The 18,303-nt window shown below is 62.2% G+C and carries 15 protein-coding genes; 1 reads left to right on the top strand and 14 read right to left on the bottom strand.

All coding sequences use genetic code 11. The annotated features are described in order from the left end of the window. The 6 genes from QZ564_RS12185 to QZ564_RS12160 form a co-directional block, all read right to left on the bottom strand. Positions 1–1,386: glycoside hydrolase family 2 TIM barrel-domain containing protein (locus QZ564_RS12185; RefSeq protein WP_297110022.1), on the bottom strand; the 1,386-nt coding region annotated here is incomplete at its 3' end. 8 nt (positions 1,387–1,394) lie between these two features. Then, the gene (locus QZ564_RS12180) at positions 1,395–2,207 is read right to left on the bottom strand and encodes a carbohydrate ABC transporter permease (RefSeq protein WP_297110019.1); all 813 of its coding nucleotides are present in this window, start codon (positions 2,205–2,207) and stop codon (positions 1,395–1,397) included. Next, a complete protein-coding gene (locus QZ564_RS12175) occupies positions 2,204–3,091 on the bottom strand; it encodes a sugar ABC transporter permease (RefSeq protein WP_297110017.1) in 888 nt (295 codons plus the stop codon). Before QZ564_RS12175 ends, QZ564_RS12180 begins: the two co-directional genes overlap by 4 nt. 103 nt (positions 3,092–3,194) lie before the next feature. Then, positions 3,195–4,475 (bottom strand): ABC transporter substrate-binding protein, encoded by a 1,281-nt coding sequence (locus QZ564_RS12170; RefSeq protein WP_297110014.1) that lies wholly within the window; start codon positions 4,473–4,475, stop codon positions 3,195–3,197. A 103-nt stretch (positions 4,476–4,578) separates the two neighbouring features. Further along, positions 4,579–5,571 (bottom strand): LacI family DNA-binding transcriptional regulator, encoded by a 993-nt coding sequence (locus QZ564_RS12165; protein ID WP_297110011.1) that lies wholly within the window; start codon positions 5,569–5,571, stop codon positions 4,579–4,581. A gap of 53 nt (positions 5,572–5,624) precedes the next feature. Then, complete coding sequence (locus tag QZ564_RS12160) at positions 5,625–8,060, bottom strand: EAL domain-containing protein (RefSeq protein WP_297110007.1); 2,436 nt, start codon at positions 8,058–8,060, stop codon at positions 5,625–5,627. 158 nt (positions 8,061–8,218) lie between these two features. On the opposite strand from QZ564_RS12160, the gene QZ564_RS12155 reads away from it, so the two are divergent. Next, positions 8,219–8,935: a class I SAM-dependent methyltransferase gene (locus QZ564_RS12155; RefSeq protein ID WP_297110004.1), complete on the top strand. Its 717-nt coding sequence runs from the start codon at positions 8,219–8,221 to the stop codon at positions 8,933–8,935. A gap of 36 nt (positions 8,936–8,971) precedes the next feature. Here QZ564_RS12155 and QZ564_RS12150 read toward each other — a convergent pair whose 3' ends face one another. From QZ564_RS12150 to QZ564_RS12115, 8 genes are read right to left on the bottom strand one after another with little or no spacing between them, the layout of a single operon-like run. After that, positions 8,972–9,619: a ThuA domain-containing protein gene (locus QZ564_RS12150; protein WP_297110001.1), complete on the bottom strand. Its 648-nt coding sequence runs from the start codon at positions 9,617–9,619 to the stop codon at positions 8,972–8,974. Continuing rightward, positions 9,616–11,247, bottom strand: a complete 1,632-nt coding sequence (locus tag QZ564_RS12145; RefSeq protein WP_297109998.1) for an acyltransferase — start codon at positions 11,245–11,247, stop codon at positions 9,616–9,618. Before QZ564_RS12145 ends, QZ564_RS12150 begins: the two co-directional genes overlap by 4 nt. Continuing rightward, on the bottom strand, positions 11,247–12,257 hold the full coding sequence (locus QZ564_RS12140) for a hydroxyacid dehydrogenase (RefSeq protein WP_297109995.1): 1,011 nt from the start codon (positions 12,255–12,257) through the stop codon (positions 11,247–11,249). The genes QZ564_RS12145 and QZ564_RS12140 overlap by 1 nt, the downstream gene beginning before the upstream one ends. After that, positions 12,254–14,107: a DUF2264 domain-containing protein gene (locus QZ564_RS12135; protein WP_297109993.1), complete on the bottom strand. Its 1,854-nt coding sequence runs from the start codon at positions 14,105–14,107 to the stop codon at positions 12,254–12,256. The genes QZ564_RS12140 and QZ564_RS12135 overlap by 4 nt, the downstream gene beginning before the upstream one ends. A gap of 1 nt (position 14,108) precedes the next feature. After that, complete coding sequence (locus QZ564_RS12130) at positions 14,109–15,140, bottom strand: oligopeptide/dipeptide ABC transporter ATP-binding protein (protein WP_297109988.1); 1,032 nt, start codon at positions 15,138–15,140, stop codon at positions 14,109–14,111. Next, the gene (locus QZ564_RS12125) at positions 15,137–16,174 is read right to left on the bottom strand and encodes an ABC transporter ATP-binding protein (RefSeq protein ID WP_297109984.1); all 1,038 of its coding nucleotides are present in this window, start codon (positions 16,172–16,174) and stop codon (positions 15,137–15,139) included. The genes QZ564_RS12130 and QZ564_RS12125 overlap by 4 nt, the downstream gene beginning before the upstream one ends. After that, positions 16,149–17,303: an ABC transporter permease gene (locus QZ564_RS12120; RefSeq protein ID WP_297109981.1), complete on the bottom strand. Its 1,155-nt coding sequence runs from the start codon at positions 17,301–17,303 to the stop codon at positions 16,149–16,151. Before QZ564_RS12120 ends, QZ564_RS12125 begins: the two co-directional genes overlap by 26 nt. Next, a complete protein-coding gene (locus QZ564_RS12115) occupies positions 17,303–18,292 on the bottom strand; it encodes an ABC transporter permease (protein WP_297109978.1) in 990 nt (329 codons plus the stop codon). The genes QZ564_RS12120 and QZ564_RS12115 overlap by 1 nt, the downstream gene beginning before the upstream one ends. Positions 18,293–18,303: the final 11 nt, after the last annotated feature.

Below are 18,303 nucleotides of genomic sequence, written 5' to 3'. Positions count from 1 at the left end.
CTGGTCCCAGCTCTTGGTCGGGTACATGTGCCCGCCATATTCGGTGATCATGTAGGGCACGACGCGGTCGAGCCCGGTCACTTCCTGCTGCGGCCGCAATGGGGTGCGCGGGCGATTGCCGCCCCATTCCTCATTGCCGAGGATGAAGTCGTTCATCGTATAGACGTCTTCAAGCAGCTCGCTGTCGGTAATGTAGCGCACGCCGCCGGTCTGGCGGGTCGCGTCCAGCTCATGGGCGAGCTTGTTGGTGCGGACATAGAAGTCGTGGTCGTCCTGGCTTTCGTTGATCCGCACGCCCCAGATGACGATGGAGGGGTGGTTCCAGTCACGCGTGATCATGCGCCGGACATTCTCGACGCTCTCGTCCTTCCAGCTTTCGCCGCCGATATGCTGCCAACCGGGGATTTCCTCGAAGACCAGCAGTCCCAGCTCGTCGCAGCGGTCGAGGAAATAGTGGGACTGCGGATAATGAGAGGTGCGCACCATGTTGAGCTTGAGCTCGCGCTTGAGGATCTCCGCATCGCGCTCCTGCGCCGAGCGCCCCAGTGCATAGCCGACATAGGGGAATGACTGGTGCCGGTTGAGCCCGCGGAGCTTCAGCGCCCGGCCATTGAGCTTGAAGCCGTCAGTGGTGAACTCGGCAGTACGGAAGCCGAAGCGGAAGCTTGCCTCATCCTGTCCATGCGCCGTGTCCAGAATTATCGCCAGCGTATAGAGCGCCGGGTTGTCGATATCCCACAGGCTGATGCCAACCAGATCATCAAAGCCGATGTCGATGCTGGCGCCGGTGACGGCCGCGTCGGTGGTGGCAATCGTCGCGCCCGCGCTGTCCAGAAGCCTGGCCACCAGCGTGCCCGAAAGCGGCAAGCCCTGCGGGTTGGCAAGATCGATCCGGGCGCGGACCGACTTCTTCTCGGCCAGGGCATCGGGTGTTTCCACCTTGCCATTGCCGACATGGACGGACGCCGTCACCTTGAGCCAGGCCTCGCGATAGATGCCGGCATAGGTGAGGTAGTCGATCTGGCCGCCAAAGGGCGGAATTTCGGGGTTCTCGCTGCCATCGATGGTGACGGTGAGAACGTTCTCCCCATCCTTGAGCTTGCCGTTCAGCCGCGCCTCAAAGGGCGTATAGCCATCCTTGTGCGCCACGATCGCCTCACCATTGAGGCTCACCTTGGCATTGGCCATGGCGCCATCAAACACCACGGCCACCTCGCGCCCCTGCCAGGCCGGATCGGCGGTGAAGCGCTTCTCATAAGTGAAGACGCGCTGATAGGCCTTCTCGTCGAAATAGTTGAACGGCAGGTCGACCGCATTATGCGGCAGGCGGACCATGTCCTTGCCCTCGAACAGCCAGCCGGAATTGAAATCAATAAGGGTACGCATGAAAGTCTCTATTTAACGGCGCCCAGCATGCCTTCGACGAAGCGCCGCTGGAGCAGGAAGAAGATAATGACGGTGGGCAGGGTGGCGATAATGGTCGCCACCATGATCGCGCCCTGCTGCGGGTTATAGCCCGAACGCATGGACGAAACGATGAGGGTGATCACCATGTTGTCGTTCGACTGCAGGACGATCAGCGGCCAGAGGTAGTTGTTCCAGTTGGCCATGAAGACGATGATGGTGGCCGCCGCATAGGTCGAGCGCATCACCGGCATGTAGACATAGAGAAAGATCTGCCACTCCTTGAGCCCGTCGATCCGCGCGGCGTCACGCAGTTCGTGCGGGAAGGCCTTGGTCGCCTGGCGGAAGTAGAAGATGATGAAGATCGAGGCGATGCCGGGCAGGATCACCCCGGCAAAGGTGTTGATCAGCCCGGCCCGCGAAATCATGATGAAGAGAGGGATCATCAGGGCCGAAAACGGGATCGAGAGCATCAAAAGGAACAGCGCAAAGAGCCGTTCGCTGTAGCGGGTGCGAAACACTTCGAAGGCGTAACCGGCCAACGAACACACCAGCAGGGTCAGCGCCGTACCGGCCACGGCGATGCCGGCGGTATTGAGCAGCACCCGCGGCACATCGAACAGCGAGAAGAAGTGCGCGATGTTGTCAAAGAGCGCCGTGCCGAAGCTCATCTTGCCCAGATTGACGTCGGCCGAGGTGTTGGTGGCGCCGATGATCATCCAGAAGAACGGGAAGACCGAGATGAACGATACCAGCGACAGCGCCAGATAGGTGAGCCCGCGGCCCAGAGACATTCTGGTCATGACTTCCTCCGGTCGCGTGCGATGTAGAACTGGGCCAGGCTCAGAATGGCAACCGCAACCACGATCACGTAGGACACGGTGGCGGCATAGCCGAAATTGGGCATGAAGCGGAATGTCAGGTTGTAGATGTAGAGCGACAGGGTCAGCGTGGCATCGGCCGGGCCGCCCTCGGTGATATTCACCACCTCGTCGAACAATTGCAGCGTGCCGATGGTCGAGGTCACCGAGGTGAAAAGGATCACCGGTTTGAGCATGGGAATGGTGATGTAGACGAAGCGCGCCCAGGCCGGCACACCGTCGATACGGGCGGCCTCATACATGGAGCGATCCACGTTCTGCAGCGCCGCCAGGTAGAAGATCATGTTGTAGCCGGTCCAGCGCCAGGTGATGGCGGTGATGATCAGGACCTTGGCCCAGAACGGATCGCGGATCCAATAGATGGGTTCACTGATCAGCCCCAGCGAAAGCAGCGCGTTGTTGATCAGGCCGGCATCGGCGAACATAGACTTGAACAGGGCCGAATAGGCCACCAGCGACGCCACGCAAGGCAGGAAGATGGCGGTGCGGAACAAGCCGCGGAACCGCAGGCTGGGGTCGTTGAGCGCTACGGCCATCAGGGCCGCCAGGGTCAGCATGATCGGCACCTGGACGACGAAGAACAGAATGGTATTGCCCAGGGCGCGCTGGAACACCGGGTCCTGCGTGAGCCGGACGATATTGGCAAAGCCACCGAAGGTGAAGTTCATGCCCCGGCCGACCTGGAAGCTCATCCAGAGCGACCACAGGATCGGAAAGATCAGAAAGATGCCGACGAGCACGATGGCGGGCGCCATGAACAGCCACCCGTTGATCAGTTCGCCGCGCGACAATCGCGATGCAGCCATGGCCTTCGCCCCCAAAAAGGTCACTTCAGTGTTCGGCAGCCGCATTCAGGAGCGAACGCGACTGCCATAGGCATGGCGGGTCAGGCCGCCATGCCAGAGGAGGTTACTGAATCTGCTGGCGCACCTGGGCGTCGATGGCAGCGATCACCTCGTCGACATTGGCGCCGTCGGCCAGGGCCGGCAGCTGTGCCCGCACGGCGTCGTCAGCTTCGTTGGTGAACAGGCCATAGTTCACGCCCGGGATCTGGCCCAGCCAGGTCGAGAAGTCGGCCCAGATGGGCTGGCCGGCGAAGAACTCATCCGAGGAGCTATAGGCTTCGCCTTCACGCGCCGGCAGCCACGAGCCGACAGCACCCTGGCCAACGAGGATCTTCTGGTAGAAGTCCACATCGCCGCCCCACACCTTGGTGAGGAAGTCGATGGCCGCGGCCTTCTCTTCTTCCGGAGAGGTGGCGATCACGTACCAGCTCGACCCGCCCCAGTTGGAGTAATTGGTGGCGCCATCGACGCCCGTCAGTGCCGGAAGCGGCACCACGCCCCACTTGCCGGAGAGGTCGGGATTGCCCTTGATGCCGCCGACCATCCAGGCCGCGGAATTGACCGAGGCGACTTCGCCACCGATGAAAGCACCGGTGTAGTCGTTCCAGCCCGAGGTGGGCTTGTAGATGTCGGACTGCAAATAGTTCTGGAAGGTCGTCATCGCGGCCTTGAACACCGGGTTGCCGACAAAGTTCGGCTCACCTTCCGGGGTGAAGTACCAGCTGCCAGCCGATTGCAGCATCATGCGGATGATGCCGGGGTCAGCGACGTCCTGGCTGGTCATCTTGTGGCCGGTCTTGGCCTCCACGTCCTTGCCGATCTCGATATAGCGCTCCCAGGTGATGCCGGTCAGGTCTTCGCGGCTGTAGCCGGCTTCCTCGAGAATGTCGGGGCGGTAGTAAAGAACGGTGAGACCGGAGTCGAAGGGCAGCGAATAGGTCTGGTCGCCGACCGAGGCCAGCTCGACCTTGTAGGGCGCGAATTGCGAGTAGTCGACCACCCCGTTGAGCGCTTCGAACGCGCCAGGGAAGGACTGCAGGTATTTCTGCGCACCATAGTCTTCGATCAGCACGATATCGGGCAAATCGTCGGTGATGCCGGCGGCCAGCTGGGTCTGCAGCTTCTGCTCCAGAGCACCCTTGTCGAAGTCGACCACATTGATGGTGACGTCCGGATTGATCTTGGAATAGGCCTCGGCGGCAGCGGCCATGGCTGCGCCATTGAATTCGGGCGACCAGCACCAGACAGTGACTTCAACCGCCGACGCAGCGGTGACACTGAACATGGAGACGCCAGCAAGCGCGACGGCAAGCGAGCGCTTAAGCCCCTTGGACATACGATTCATTGATATTCCTCCCTATCGGGTGTTTCCTCAGCACCCAGGAAGGGACGGTATTACGACTTTAATTCCTCCGCAAGATTTTCAGTAAATTTTTACCACGAAAAATTTACTCCGCGCTCGGCTCGGGCAAAGGCCGGGTGCTGGCGCGCCAGACAATGCGCGAAGCAAGGCGGATCTGCTTGGCCAATTCGCGGCCGCCGACGCGCTCAAGCAGCAGTTCCACCGCCGTTTCGCCGATCTCTTCGGCCGGCAAATGCACCGTGGTCAGGGGTGGATTGAGGAACTGGGCGACCGAAATGTCATTGAAGCTGGCCACCCCGATATCGCCGGGTATGGACAGGCCGGCCTCGTGCAGGGCGCGATAGACACCAATGGCCATGGAGTCATTGAAGGTGACGATGGCGTCGATCGGGCGGCGCGCGGCGAGCAGTTCGCGGGTCAGCAGATAGCCGCCCTCTTCCGTGTTGTCGCCGCTCCGGAACAGCCGGTCGTCGAACCAGCCGGCCGCCGTCATCCATTGCACGAAGGCCTGGGCGCGCCGGTCGCTCCAGCCGATATAGGCCATGCGCCGATAGCCGCGCTGGGCCAGCGCAGCCAGCAGTTTCTCCATGGCCGCCCGCAGGTCTGCCGCCACTGAATCAATCTGATCGTCAGGGGGCACATGATCGGCAAAGACGATCTGGCGCGAGTTTCTCTGCAGCCAGTCTGTCTCCTCCTCATCATGACGGCCGATGACGATCGTGCCGGAAGCCTCCTGCAGCAGCTTGGCATCGGGGCGCGCGTCTGTGTGGTAAACTTTTACCGTTTCGATCTTGAGGGCAGCACAGCGGCGTTCAATCCCCAGGCGCAAGGCGATGTAATAGGGGTCGACCAGTTCGCGCTCAGGCGCCAGGAAATGCACCAGCGCCAGCTTGCTGAGCCCCTGTTGGATGGCCCGGTTGCGATTGCGCGGTGTGGCGTAGTTCAGCGCCTCCGCCGTCTCGATAATGGCCTGGCGCTTGCGCTTGGAAATGGACAGCGTGGTGTCGTAGTTGAGCACACGCGATACCGTGGCGCTGGAGACACCCACCGTCGCGGCGATTTCTTTGATCGTAACCATGGCGCGCACGCTAGCGCCGCGCCAGCATTGTGGTCAATCACGTTGACACTTCGCTAGGCCCGCAAGCCCGGCTCGATCAGGTCGTCCCAATCGATGGCGCCCGGCCGCCCCAGCAGGAAGCCTTGCGCCTCCGTACACCCCTCGACACGCAGAACGTCGAGCTGTGCATGGGTTTCGACGCCTTCGGCCAAGACCGGCACCGAAAGGCTGCGCCCCAGCGCCAGAATGGCCCGCACGATGGCCTTGGACTGTTCGTTGTGCTCCACCTCGGCCATGAAGGAGCGATCCAGCTTGATCTTGTCGAAGGGAAAGCTGCGCAATGTATCAAGCGAGGAATAGCCGGTACCGAAATCATCGATGGCGATGGACACGCCCATGGCCCGTATCTGGCGCAGCACATGCAGCGCTCTCTGCTTGTCGGCGATGATGGAGGTTTCCGTCACCTCCAGTTCCAGCCGCTCGGGCGCAAGCCCGGACATGAACAAAGTGTTGCGCACGGTGTCGATCAGTTCCACCTGCGCCAATTGCAGCCCGGAAACATTGACGGCGATCTTGTGCGGCTCCGGCCAGGTCGAGGCCTCAAGGCAAGCCATGCGCAGCACCCAATTGCCTATGGCGGTGATGGCGCCGCATTCCTCGGCGACGGGAATGAATTCGGCTGGCGACACATCGCCATGGCCAGGCCGGTTCCAGCGCAACAGCACTTCATAACCAGTGACCACGCCGGTCGAGACCGACTTTTGCACCTGGTAGGCCAGGTAGAAGGCGTTCTGCTCCAGGGCGGTCCAGAGGTCGCGCGCCATCTCGCGGCGATGGCGAGCCAGTTCGTCCATTCCGGGCTCATAATAGCAGATGTGTCGGTCGAATTCGGCCTTGGCACGATACATGGCCAGGTCGGCATTGCTCAACAGCTTGGAGAGATTGTCGCCATCTTCGGGATAGACCGCCACCCCGATACTGCCTCCCGAGGTGATGGCGAGCCCGTCGGCTTCAATGCGGCCGGTCAGCGCGGCTTCGAGGCGGGTGAGGAAATCGCGCAGCTCATCCATGCCCCCAAACACCTTGAGCGCCGCGAATTCGTCGCCGCCGAGCCGGGCGATCGCTTCGCCTTCGCGCATCATGGCATTGAAACGCGTTGCCAGCGTCATCAGGACCTTGTCGCCGACCGCGTGACCGTGATTGTCGTTGATATCCTTGAAGTGATCGAGGTCAACGGCGACCACGGCCAACTGACGGCGCGCCTCAATGGCTGTGGCCAGCGCACCCTCGAAAGCCTCGTTGAAGCGAGCGCGATTGGGCAGACCGGTCAGCCCGTCATGGCGCGCCAGGTGGGCGATGGCCCGCTCGGAACGATCGCGCTCGGTGATGTCGTCGATCGTTGTGACCCAGGAACCGTCGCCGATCGGGCTATGGCTGATCTGCAGCACCAGATCTTCGCTCAGCTTGTGCACCACTTCCCCACCGCTGCGGATCAGCGGCAGATGGGACGACAGGACACCCTCCAGTTCGCGATCGAGTTCCGCGCCCGGCATGCTCTTTGCCGCAATGGCCAGGCCGCAGATTTCCGGGAAGGTGGCGCCATCGATTTCGGCGTCCGGGGAGATACCGAGCAAAGACGGGAAGCGGTGATTGTGAAGTTGCAGGGTGCCGTCGGTCCCGAACAGTCCCAGACCCTGCGCCATATGGGTCATGGCCAGTTCGAGTCGGCCGGAAATCTCGTTGAGGCGCTCGGCATCGCGCAATTGCCGCTCACGCTCGCGTTCGGTACGGCGGCGATCGGCCTCGTCCAGCATGGTGCTGCCCAGGGCCAGCGCCAGCAGCAGAACTGATACAAAGGCCAGCGCGATGGACAACCAGAACCCGTCCAGCCGGCCTTCGCTCGCCAGCGGGAAGCACAGGGAGAAATCCGCGGCGGCCATGGCCGTGAAGTGCATGGCACAGATTGCGCCCGTCAGCAGTAAGGCGCCTGCGAACAGGCCGCGCAGGCTGTTGCCCATGCCGACGCGGAAGGCGAAGCCGCCCAGGGCGATGCCAGCCAATATGGAAATGGCAACCAGCGCAGGATTCCATTGCAGAGTGCCGCCCATGATCAGAGCGGCCATGCCGGCATAGTGCATGGACGAGATGGCTACGCCGACCACGCATCCGCCGAGCACGCGGTCCCAGGGGCTGGTGCCGCGAACGGCCACCGCAATGCCAAGGCCGCACACCAGGATGGCGATCAGCATGGACAGGGCGGTCAAGCCGATGTCGAAGTCGAGCTGGAAGCCGGGGCGAAACGCCAATACGGCAACAAAATGGGTAGCCCAGATGCCAAACCCGACGGCGAGTGCAGCAACGCCTGTCCAAACATTGCGCATATGGCCCGCGGCGCGCCAGCCGTGGCGCAACAGGCCGATGCAGGCATAGGACGAAATCAGGCAGATGGCGGCTGCCAGCAGGATCAGCCCTGGGTGATGGGCCCGGAAGAAGAAATCAACAACTGGCAACGCAAACCTGTACAACAAGGCCCTTTGAATGCCATTTCTGCGGCGTCCGCCCTTACCAAACCGTCACCAGTGGTCCAGGAAGGTCGCGGATGCGTTTGGCTATCGATCACTTTTTCGATGGCAGTATCCTTGCCAACAAGCAAACAAGACGGCCAGCCATGAGCACCCGCCTCTATCCCGCCGACTTTTATGCCGAGCGCCGCACCCACACCCTTCACGCGGCAAGGCGCATACTGGCAGCGCTGCCCCCCACGCTGGCACGCCACAGCGTCGCCGATATCGGTTGCGGCACGGGCACCTTTCTGGCCGCAGCGTTGGAGCTGGGAGCGACTACCGCGTTCGGCATGGAAGGAGACTGGGTCAAGCCTGAGATGCTGGACGATCCACGCATCGCATTTCGCTCACAGAACCTCGAAGCGCCATTTTCTGGACCCGGAGTTGACCTCGTACTGTCGCTGGAAGTGGCAGAACATCTCTCCCCGGATCGGGCAGTCGGCTTTGTGGCAGATCTGGTTGCCATGGCGCCGGCCGTGCTGTTCAGCGCCGCCATTCCCGGCCAGGGTGGTGTCGGTCATGTCAACGAGCAATGGCACAGCTATTGGGCCGGCATCTTCGCCGGGCACGGCTATCGGGCCTATGATGTGCTGCGGCCGTTGATCTGGCCCGATGAGGATATCCCGGCCTGGTATCGTCAGAACGCGATCCTCTATCTCAATGAAGAGACCGCGCATCGCGCAATGCTTGTGCCGACTGAGCCGGCTTTGCTGGATCGGGTGCACCCCGCCTTCTGGGCGCGCGCCAATCGAGAGCTCAAATATGCCAATGCGCTGCCTGAATCCGAGGTCCTGCGTCAGCAGGCCCAGCAGCAGCAATAAATCCGTTCAGAGTCCGTTCATTTTGGGGGGCCTGGCCTAGGTCCTGGCCGCCCAGAGCAGTCCGCGCTTCAAAATCGTACGCACCTGCGGGATTTCCAGCTCGTCAGCCGTGTGCCCCAGAGACGAATAAAACACCCGACCCTCGTCGTGATGCGTCGTAAAAACCACCGGCATGACGATATTCTTTCGCCAGGGATGATATTCTCCTGAAAAAGTCGTGGTTGCCAGAACTTCGACCGCCGGATCATAATTCAGGTAATATTGTTCAGACGTATGCTCGAAACTTTCGATTCCCGCCGTGATCGGGTGATCGGGGCGCGTCACATCGACCTTATAGGTAATAATATTGCCCGGATGCTGCACCCAGTAGACGCTTGCCGCATAGCGAAAGGGCACGCTTGCGCGAAACGTCGTCGCTAACCCCATGTGATAACTCGCTAATCCGGTCCCGGCCCGGATCGCCGCGATCAGATTTTCCATCTTCTCTGGGGCCAGGGAGCCATCCGTGATGACCGGCACGACAAGGTCGTTGCTGCCGACATCCTCCGCGCCAAGGGCGTCATAGTCGGATGTCACCGTGACCGAAAACCCCTCTTCTTCCAAGAGGTTACGCACCACATGGGCGCCCCGCTCGGGCGTGTGCAGCTCCATGCCACCCCAGACGACAAGGGCTTTTTTCGTCATAGTCCCAACCCCACAGGCTCCGTCCGATGTACCCCCTTGGGCACAAAGCTGAACGCATCCTCCTCGCCCAGCAATTTAGCCGCCAGATGCACCACAGAGAGCCACATTTCCGTCCCCTGCAGCCCTGGTATCTGCCCGTCAGCAAAGGCAAAGCCCTCGCCATCCACCCAGCGTTCGCCGGCCCGGGCAATGAGTGCGCGGGCAATGGCCTCCGCCTCGGCGCGCCGGTGATCGGTCTGGCCCAGGCAGAGCAGCAGCGGGTGAACAGTATCGAGCAGATTGCAGGCTGTGTAGGTCGACCCCGAAAAACCGCTGTAATTGCGGTGGTTTAGCAGCACCGTGTCGATGGCCGCTTCGGGCCGCGGCACGGCGATGCCGAACTGGGCATAGGTGCCGCGCGTCAGCCGGTAGAAGCCATTGACCGGCTGCAACAGCCCCTGGTCCGCGGTTGGCGATCCCCAAAGGCCCGACCCCCGATCCTGTTTAAGCGCCAACCAACCGAACAGCGTTTCACGCGAAGTCCCGGTCGAGAAGTAACGGGCGTTGAAGTAGAGCGCCGTGCCAATGGTATCGACATCGGCGCCAGCCGCCCAGGCGCGCTCACGCCAGGTCAGGCTTTCCAGCCATTGGCAAAAGTCAGGGGCCGGAAGCTCGACCGCGCTGATGGGGTGCAGCGGCTGGCTGCCCAGCACTTCCAGCGCATAGCCGACGGCCAGCACATTATAGAGCGCCAGCCCGTCCCGGTGGAGAGGCACGCCCGGCTTTGGCTGTTGATAAGGATCTGGGAACAACCCGGTCTGGGGGTCCTGCACGGCCTGCAGACGGGCAATTGTCGCTGCCACGTCGAGGCCCTCGGGCAGACGACCAAAGCCGGCGGCGATCTCGATGGCGTCGCAGAGATGGCGGATGCTCATGCGATTTTCGCCATGATTTTCGCGTGAGAGATAGTCGCCGTCCTGCATGTTGCGCTTGAGGATGGCCTGGAACTGATCCCGCGCCCGTTCGTCCAGCGCCTGCAATTGCGCCCGGGTGTCGTCGCGCCGTGATCGCCCGCGATAGCGCAGCACCTTGGCCGGCACCCCGCCGACAACAGCCATGGGCGGCACGTCCTTGCTGACCACGGCCCCCGCAGCGATCACGGCGCCGCGGCCGATCGTAACGCCATCGACCACGACGGCGTTGGCGCCGATCCAGACATCATCCTCAATGGTGATGCCAAGAAATTCGTGCTTCTGCTTGTAAATCGGAACATTGGGGTCGTCATAGCCATGGTTGAAGCCAACCAGCGAGACATGGCTGGCAATGCGTACCCCATCGCCGCAGGTGACCTTGCCCGAAATCATCGCATAGGGATTGACCGTGCAATGGGCGCCGAACACCACCTCGCCGCGCACTAGCGCATGGCCGGCAATCCAGCTTTCAGCGCCCATTTCCAGCCGCGTGGTGTAGATAGCCGCATCCGCGGCGACATAGGCCGTCGGATGAAAGCACGCCCCGGCGCGCGCGATAAGTTCGGCCTGCCGCGCACGATGCTCGGGGTTGTCGATATCAGCTGCCGTTCGATCCCAAGTGAGGTATTGCAGCCGCGACTGGTGCCAGGCTTCGTCTCGGTTATTCTTGTCCAGCATCACGCCAACCGCTCCAGCAGCTTCGGCTCGATTTCGTAGTGCAGTGGTTCCCCACGCACGAAGCGCTCCACTTCTTCAACCACCATCAACCCCAGGCGTGCCCGCTCGGTGCCGATGGCGCCGGCGACGTGAGGCGTCAGGAAGACATTGGGCAGCGTAAAAAACGGCGAGTCGGCGGCCGGAACCTCGGGGTCGGTCACATCAATGACGCCCTGAATACGGCCAGTCTGCAGTTCGGCCAGCAGGGCCGCCTCGTCGACCAGCGCACCGCGGGCGGTATTGATAAAGGCGGCCCCGTCTTGCATCAACCTTAACTGCCGCGAACCGATCATCCCCCTGGTCGAGGGCAGTGAAGGCGCGTGGACAGAGACGACATCCGAGCGCGCCATCAGCGCATCGAGATCAACCAGTTCGGCCTGCTGGGCCACGGGGTCGTCGGGCTGCACGAATGGGTCATAGAGCAGCACATTAAGGTCAAATCCTGCCAGCATGGCAGCAACCCGGCGGCCGATGCGCGAGGCACCGACTAGGCCAACCGTGCGGCGAAAATTGCCGATGGGCTGATCCATCAGTTCATAGGCACTTTTTCGGCTCGGATCAGTACGATAGAGGTCGCGCAGCTCGAACACGCGCTTGTTGGCGAACAGGATTGCCGCCAGCGTGAACTCGGCCACCGGCACGGCGTTGGCCTCGGCCGCATGGGTCACGCGGATGCCCGCAGCATAGGCAGTGGGATCCACGGTGTATTTGACTGTACCGGCGGCATGGGCGATGAGCTGAAGCTTGGGCGCGGCACGCAGAACCTCTGGGGTCAGCATGGGACACCCCCAGCCGGTAACCAGCACTTGCGCTTCAGTCAGAAGACCTTGGCTCTCAGGTGTGCCGAAACTCGTCATGGGCAGGCGGGACAGGATTTCACAGCTGCGGCCAAGCCGCTCCAACGCGTCCTCTTCGAAAACATGCCGCGTTTTCAGTGGGTCGAAAGCAAAGATAAGTTTTGGCCGCATCAAAAACGCTCCGGCACGAGGATGGCGCTGACATCCACGCCCTCGAGGGCAAACTGGGCTTCGAGCGCAGCAAGGTCCGGCGTTTCCGGCGGGTTGGCGAGGGCCGCCTCCGCCCCGGCGCCCGCGGGCAAAGCCATGGCCGCGGTCACCATGACTGTCGTGCCGGCGGGAATGTCGCCCCGCAGTTGCGGAACGATGGTCTTGGAGGCGATGAGATTGGAATTGGGCAGGGCGCGAAAGGCGCGGCCGTCACGCTGCCCGCCCAGGTCCAGGATGGCGCTGACATCGGTTTTTGAGCCGGCAACGGCCCTGCCCTTTTCGTCGACATAGGTATCGGCATTGAGATCGGCCCGGTCGATGGCGAAGCCGCCTTCAGTGCCGTGGAGCGCGCGCGGCGTGGTGATCCGATGCACCCGGATGTGCCATGGATTGGCCGGCAGCAGCCAGGTCTCGACCGTCACATCGCTCCACGGCTTCCACACGGCATGGAGAGCCGTTCCCGCAATCTGCGCCCTTTCATTGGTCTCGCGTACCCGATAGTGGCGGCCATCGTCGCTAAGGGCCAGCGCCCCGTCGAATGCACCCTGGTGATAGGCCCGCTCGTCCACTTCGACCGAAAAGCCATAGCGACTGGAATAGACGAATTTGGCGTATTTTTCAGTGCCATGCCGCATCTGCCAGTTCTGCTGGCCCGATGAAAGCGCCACCACATTGCCCGGCGTGTGCTGCATCACCATGCCAGGATGTTTGAGCGGAACGGGCTTGGCATCAAAATCGGCGGCCTCTTCCTCAGCCGTCCAGAAGGGGTGATCGGCGGGCAGGGCCAGCGGCAGGAAGGCCTTGAGCGCCCAATAGGGCGAACCGGCAGAATTGTAGCTCTCGGACATGAAGAGGTTGGGATAGCCGTAGCCGATGGAGAGCACGCCATTGCCATGGGCAATGGGCTTGTCGGCCCACCAGCGCAGATGGCGCATGAAATGGCCCTTTATCTTGCCCCAGGGCAGAGCTTCGAGGTCGGCAAAGGCCAGCGCACCCCAGAAGCCACCGCAGGCAAAGCGATAGGTCAGCGAGCGCCCGAAGACCAGCGTGCCGCCATCCTCGTCGAACCAGTGCTGGATGTCCTGGGCGAACAGTGCGGCACGCTCCTTGTAGGCCGCCACGCGCTTCTCGTCGCCACGGGCGAGCTTGGCATAAATCAGGCCATAAAAGTGCATTGCGAAGGGAATGTAGTGGTCGATGCGGCGTATATTGCCGTCGCGATACCAGCCATCGCCGAGATAAAATCCGTCGAGCTCCTCGAGATATTGCTCGGTCAGGGCGCGGTCGAAGTCGACGCCGCATTCTTCCAGTCCCAGATCGACCAGGACGCGGAAGAATTTCCAGTTATTGTCGGCATAGTCGAATTGCCGCGCATGCTTGAGATAGGCGGCCAGATTGTCCTTGGCCTTTTGCGGCAGCGGCTCCCAGACCAGATGCGGGACCATGCGCATGGTGAAGCCGATGGCCGCCAGCTCGACCATACGCTGGTCGGTGGAATTGACCTGCCCCCAATATTCGGGATGGTCCGGATCGGTGCCATTGGCGAGGCCCTGCCGGTACAGTTCCCAATGCGCGAAGTCCGCCCCGCCGGCAGCGAGCGGTGTCAGGCCCCAGAGCGGACGGGCAAATCCTTCAAGATCAGCCGCAGCGCGATCGAAATGGGCCCCTGCCCCATCAAGGCGCACGCGCGCGCCACCTTGCGAGAAATAGGGCAGCAGCGGATCGAAAAGGTCGCGCAGGCCCTTTTCGACATCGGCGCGGGTGTGAAGCGGATTGCCAAACAGCGGATTGGCGGTCGCCGGATCATAAGTCATTTCAAGCAATAGCCTTTTGCGGCGCGTCATAGGCACCGGTCAGTTCGAGAGTTTCGGCGAAATGGCAGGCGGCCAGCTGTGCGGTACCATTGATCGGCCGCAGGGCCGGTTTTTCACTGCGGCAGCGGTCCTGGGCATATTTGCAGCGGGTGTGGAACGGGCACCCCTGCGGCCGATTGCCGAGATAAGGGATTTCGCCCTTGAGTTCGGTCCGCCGCCCCTTGCGCCGTGTCGGGTCGGCAATGGGCAGGGCCTCAAGCAGCATCTCGGCATAGGGATGGCGCGGCCGCTCGAAGAGCATTTCGGTGGGCGCGTTCTCCACCACATGCCCCAGATACATCACCACCACCCGGTCGGCGATGTAGTTGACCACCCCAAGATCGTGGCTGATGAAGATATAGGTGAGGCCGAACTCTTTCTTGAGGTCGTCGAGGAGGTTCAGCACCTGCGCCTGGATGGAGACGTCGAGCGCCGAGACGGCTTCGTCGGCGATGACCAGCTTGGGGTCGAGCACGAGGGCTCGGGCAATGCCGATGCGCTGGCGCTGGCCGCCGGAAAAGGCATGCGGATAGCGTCCGGCCGCGTCGGGAGAAATGCCCACCTTGGAGAGCGTATCATAGACCCGCGCTTCCAGCGCCTTGCCGCGCAGGAGCTTGTGGACCCGCAGCGGCTCGGCAACGATGTCGAAGACCCGCATATTGGGGTTGAGCGAGCTCATCGGGTCCTGAAAGATCATGCGGATGTCGCGGCGATAGGGCTTTATGTCCCGCTTGTTGAGCGTGGTGAGGTCGACATGACCCTGCCCCTCCGGATGATAGAAGACGTGACCCGAGGTCACCGGTTGCGCCTTGATGATACAGCGCCCCAAAGTGGTCTTGCCGCAGCCGCTTTCGCCCACAATGGCAAGGGTTTCGCCGGCCTCTACGGTGAGATTGACGTCGTTGAGCGCCACCAGTTCGCGACCCTGCCGGAACGGGCCGCCACCCAGCTGAAAGACTTTCGAGAGATTCTCGACGGTGAGCAGCGTTGTCATGCGAGAACCTCCGCCTGTAGGTGAGTGAGGAGATGGCAGCGCGCGACATGGCCCGCATTGGTGACCTGCGTGCGTTCGGGACGGCTGCCGGCACAGGGCTCGAAGGCATGCGGGCAGCGGCTGGTGAACGCGCAGCCCTGGGGCCGGTCTTTGGGAGACGGCACGGTGCCCTTGATGGGCGAAAGGCGTTCCCGTTCGGCCTTGCGCTGCAGGCGCGGCACCGAATTCATCAGCGCCTGGGTATAGGGATGCTTGGGCGCCCGGAAGACCTCATAGACATCGCCCTGCTCCACCACGTCGCCCAGATACATGACCGCGATTTCGTCGGCGATTTCGGCCACCACACCCAGATCATGGGTGATGAACAGCATGGCCATGCCGAAATCCTCCTGCAGCTGGCGCAGCAGGTCGAGAATCTGCGCCTGGGTGGTGACGTCGAGCGCGGTGGTGGGCTCATCGGCGATCAGCAGTTTTGGCGTGCAGGCCAGGGCCATGGCGATCATGGCGCGCTGCCGTAGGCCGCCGGAGAGCTCGAAGGGATAGGCATTGGCGCGCTCGCGGGCGCCGGGGACGCCGACCTGGTCGAGCAGGGAGACGGTGCGCTCCCGCGCCTGCTTGGGGGAGAGACCATCGTGCAGGATGATGATCTCGTCGATCTGATCGCCAATGGTGTGCACCGGTGACAGCGAGGACATCGGCTCCTGGAAGATCATGGAAATCTCGGCACCCCGGATCGAGCGCATGGCCATGCTGTCAGAATGCAGCCGGGCGATATCCACGGCGCCCTTGCCGGTGTCGAAGAGGATCTCGCCACGCGGAATCTTGGCATTCTTGTCGAGCAGGCGCAGCACGGCCCGAGCGGTGACGGACTTGCCGCAGCCGCTTTCGCCGACCAGCGCCAGCGTCTTGCCAGGTGTCAGGGTCAGGTCGACCTGCCGCACGGCTTCGATATCGGCCTCATCGGGCGAGGAGAAGCTGATGGACATGTCCTTGATGGTGAGAAGCGGTTCAGCGGCCATGGGGGTCTGCGGCATCACGAAGGCCGTCTCCGAAGAAGTTGAGGGCAAGGATGACCACCACGACGCAAACGCCGGGGGCGAGCAGCCAGGGGGCCGTGGCGAGGGTACGGATGTTCTGCGCGTCCTGCAGCAATGTGCCCCAGGACACGATCGGCGCCTGGAGGCCAAGGCCGAGGAATGAGAGCGCCGTTTCGGCCAGGATCATGCCGGGAATGGCCAGGGTCGCGGCGGCGATGATATGGCTGGTAAAGCTTGGGACCATGTGGCGCGTGACGATGCGCCAGTCGCTTGCCCCGTCTAGTTGGGCTGCGGTGACGAAGTCCTCGGTGCGCAAGGACAGGAACCTGCCCCGCACCACGCGCGCCAATTCGGTCCAGCCGATCAGCGAGAGAATGATGGTAATGGCAAAATAGGTCTGGAGCGCGCTCCAGTCCTTGGGCATGGCCGCGGCCAGCCCCAGCCAGAGCGGGATGGTGGGCATTGAGCGGATGAATTCGACAGTGCGCATGACCGCGCTGTCGAACCAGCCGCCATAGAAGCCGGCAAAGCCGCCAATGACGATACCGAAGAACAGGCTCATGGTGACACCGGCAAGGCCGATGGACAACGAGATGCGGGTGCCGTGAATAAGACGGCTCAGCAGATCACGCCCCAGCCGGTCCGCGCCCAGGATGTAAAAGGGGTCGCGCGGGTTCTCGACATCGAGCAGCTTGATGGACATGGGAATGACCCCGGCCAGCAGATAGGGCTCGCTTTGCGCAAAGAAGCGCACGGGCAGTTTGACCGTTTCGTCGATGACAAAGGTCCGTCGCAAGGCGACCGGATCGATTTCGGTCTTGTAGCCATAAACGAACGGGCCGAATTCCCAGCCGCCATCCTCGCTCTGGGAGACGAAATGCAGCCCCTGTGGCGGCGCATAGGTATAGCGGGCGCTGTAGTCGGACGGGTCCATGGGGGCTAGGAATTCGGCCAGCAGCGCGACCAGGTAGAAGAAACCCACGACCCAGAGGCTGACCACGGCCAGCTTGTGTTGCCGGAAGCGGCGCCACATCAGGCCGAACTGACTTTCACGGGCCGGACGGACCGGGCTAGCGGCGGGGCTGTCGAGGGAACTCATGTTCTGAACTTGTGTGTCGAGAGCCATTATTTGGCTCCATAGCGAATGCGGGGATCGATGAGGGCGAGAAGAATGTCCGAGATCAGCGTGCCGATAACCGTGAGCACGCTGAGCAGGAGGATGATGGCGCCGGCCAGATACATGTCCTGGGTGGTCAGTGAGCGCAGCAGCATCGGGCCGGCCGTGGGCAGGTTCAGAACCACCGAGACGATCACCGAACCGGAAACCAGCGCTGGCAGCAGCCAGCCAATGGTCGAAACCAGCGGATTGAGCGCCAGCCGCACGGGGTATTTAAGGATCACCTTCCATTCCGGCAGGCCCTTGGCGCGCGCGGTGACCACATAGGGCTTCTTGAGCTCGTCGAGCAGGTTGGCGCGCAGGATGCGGATGAGTTCGGCGGTGCCGCTGGTGGCCAGGACCAGCACGGGCGCCCAGGCATGGGTCAGGAAGTCCCAGATGCGCGGCAGGCTCCAGCGCGCATTTTCGAACTCGGGCGAGAACAGCCCGCCCAGCGTGGTGCCGAACCAGATATAGGCCAGGTACATCAGGATCAGCGCGAAGAAGAAATTGGGCACTGCCAGGCCGATAAAGCCGGCAATGGTGGCCAGATAGTCGCCCAGGGAATATTTGCGCACTGCCGCATAGATGCCGATAGGCAGGGCCACCAGCCACATGACGATGACGGCCAGGCCTTCGACCAGCAGCGAATTGCCCAGGCGTCCCCAGATCAGTTCCCAGACGGGCCGTTTCCACTCGAAGCTGTGGCCGAAATTGCCTTGGACAACGCCGGATATCCACTTTGCATATTGGACATAGAAGGGCTCACCCAGACCGTATTGATTGCGCAGATTTTCAATGACGCGCGGATCGACCTGGTCGCCCGTTGCCGAAAGATTGGCGATATAGCTGGTGAGGAAATCACCTGGCGGCAGCTGGATAATGGCAAAGGCCACGATCGATACGGCGAACAGGGTCAGCACCATGGCGATGGTGCGCCGGATGATGAAGGCAAGCATGGTGGGGCCCT

The sequence above is a fragment of the uncultured Devosia sp. genome (genome assembly GCF_913055165.1).
Taxonomy (GTDB): domain Bacteria; phylum Pseudomonadota; class Alphaproteobacteria; order Rhizobiales; family Devosiaceae; genus Devosia.
This window is presented reverse-complemented; position numbering and strand designations above follow the sequence as displayed.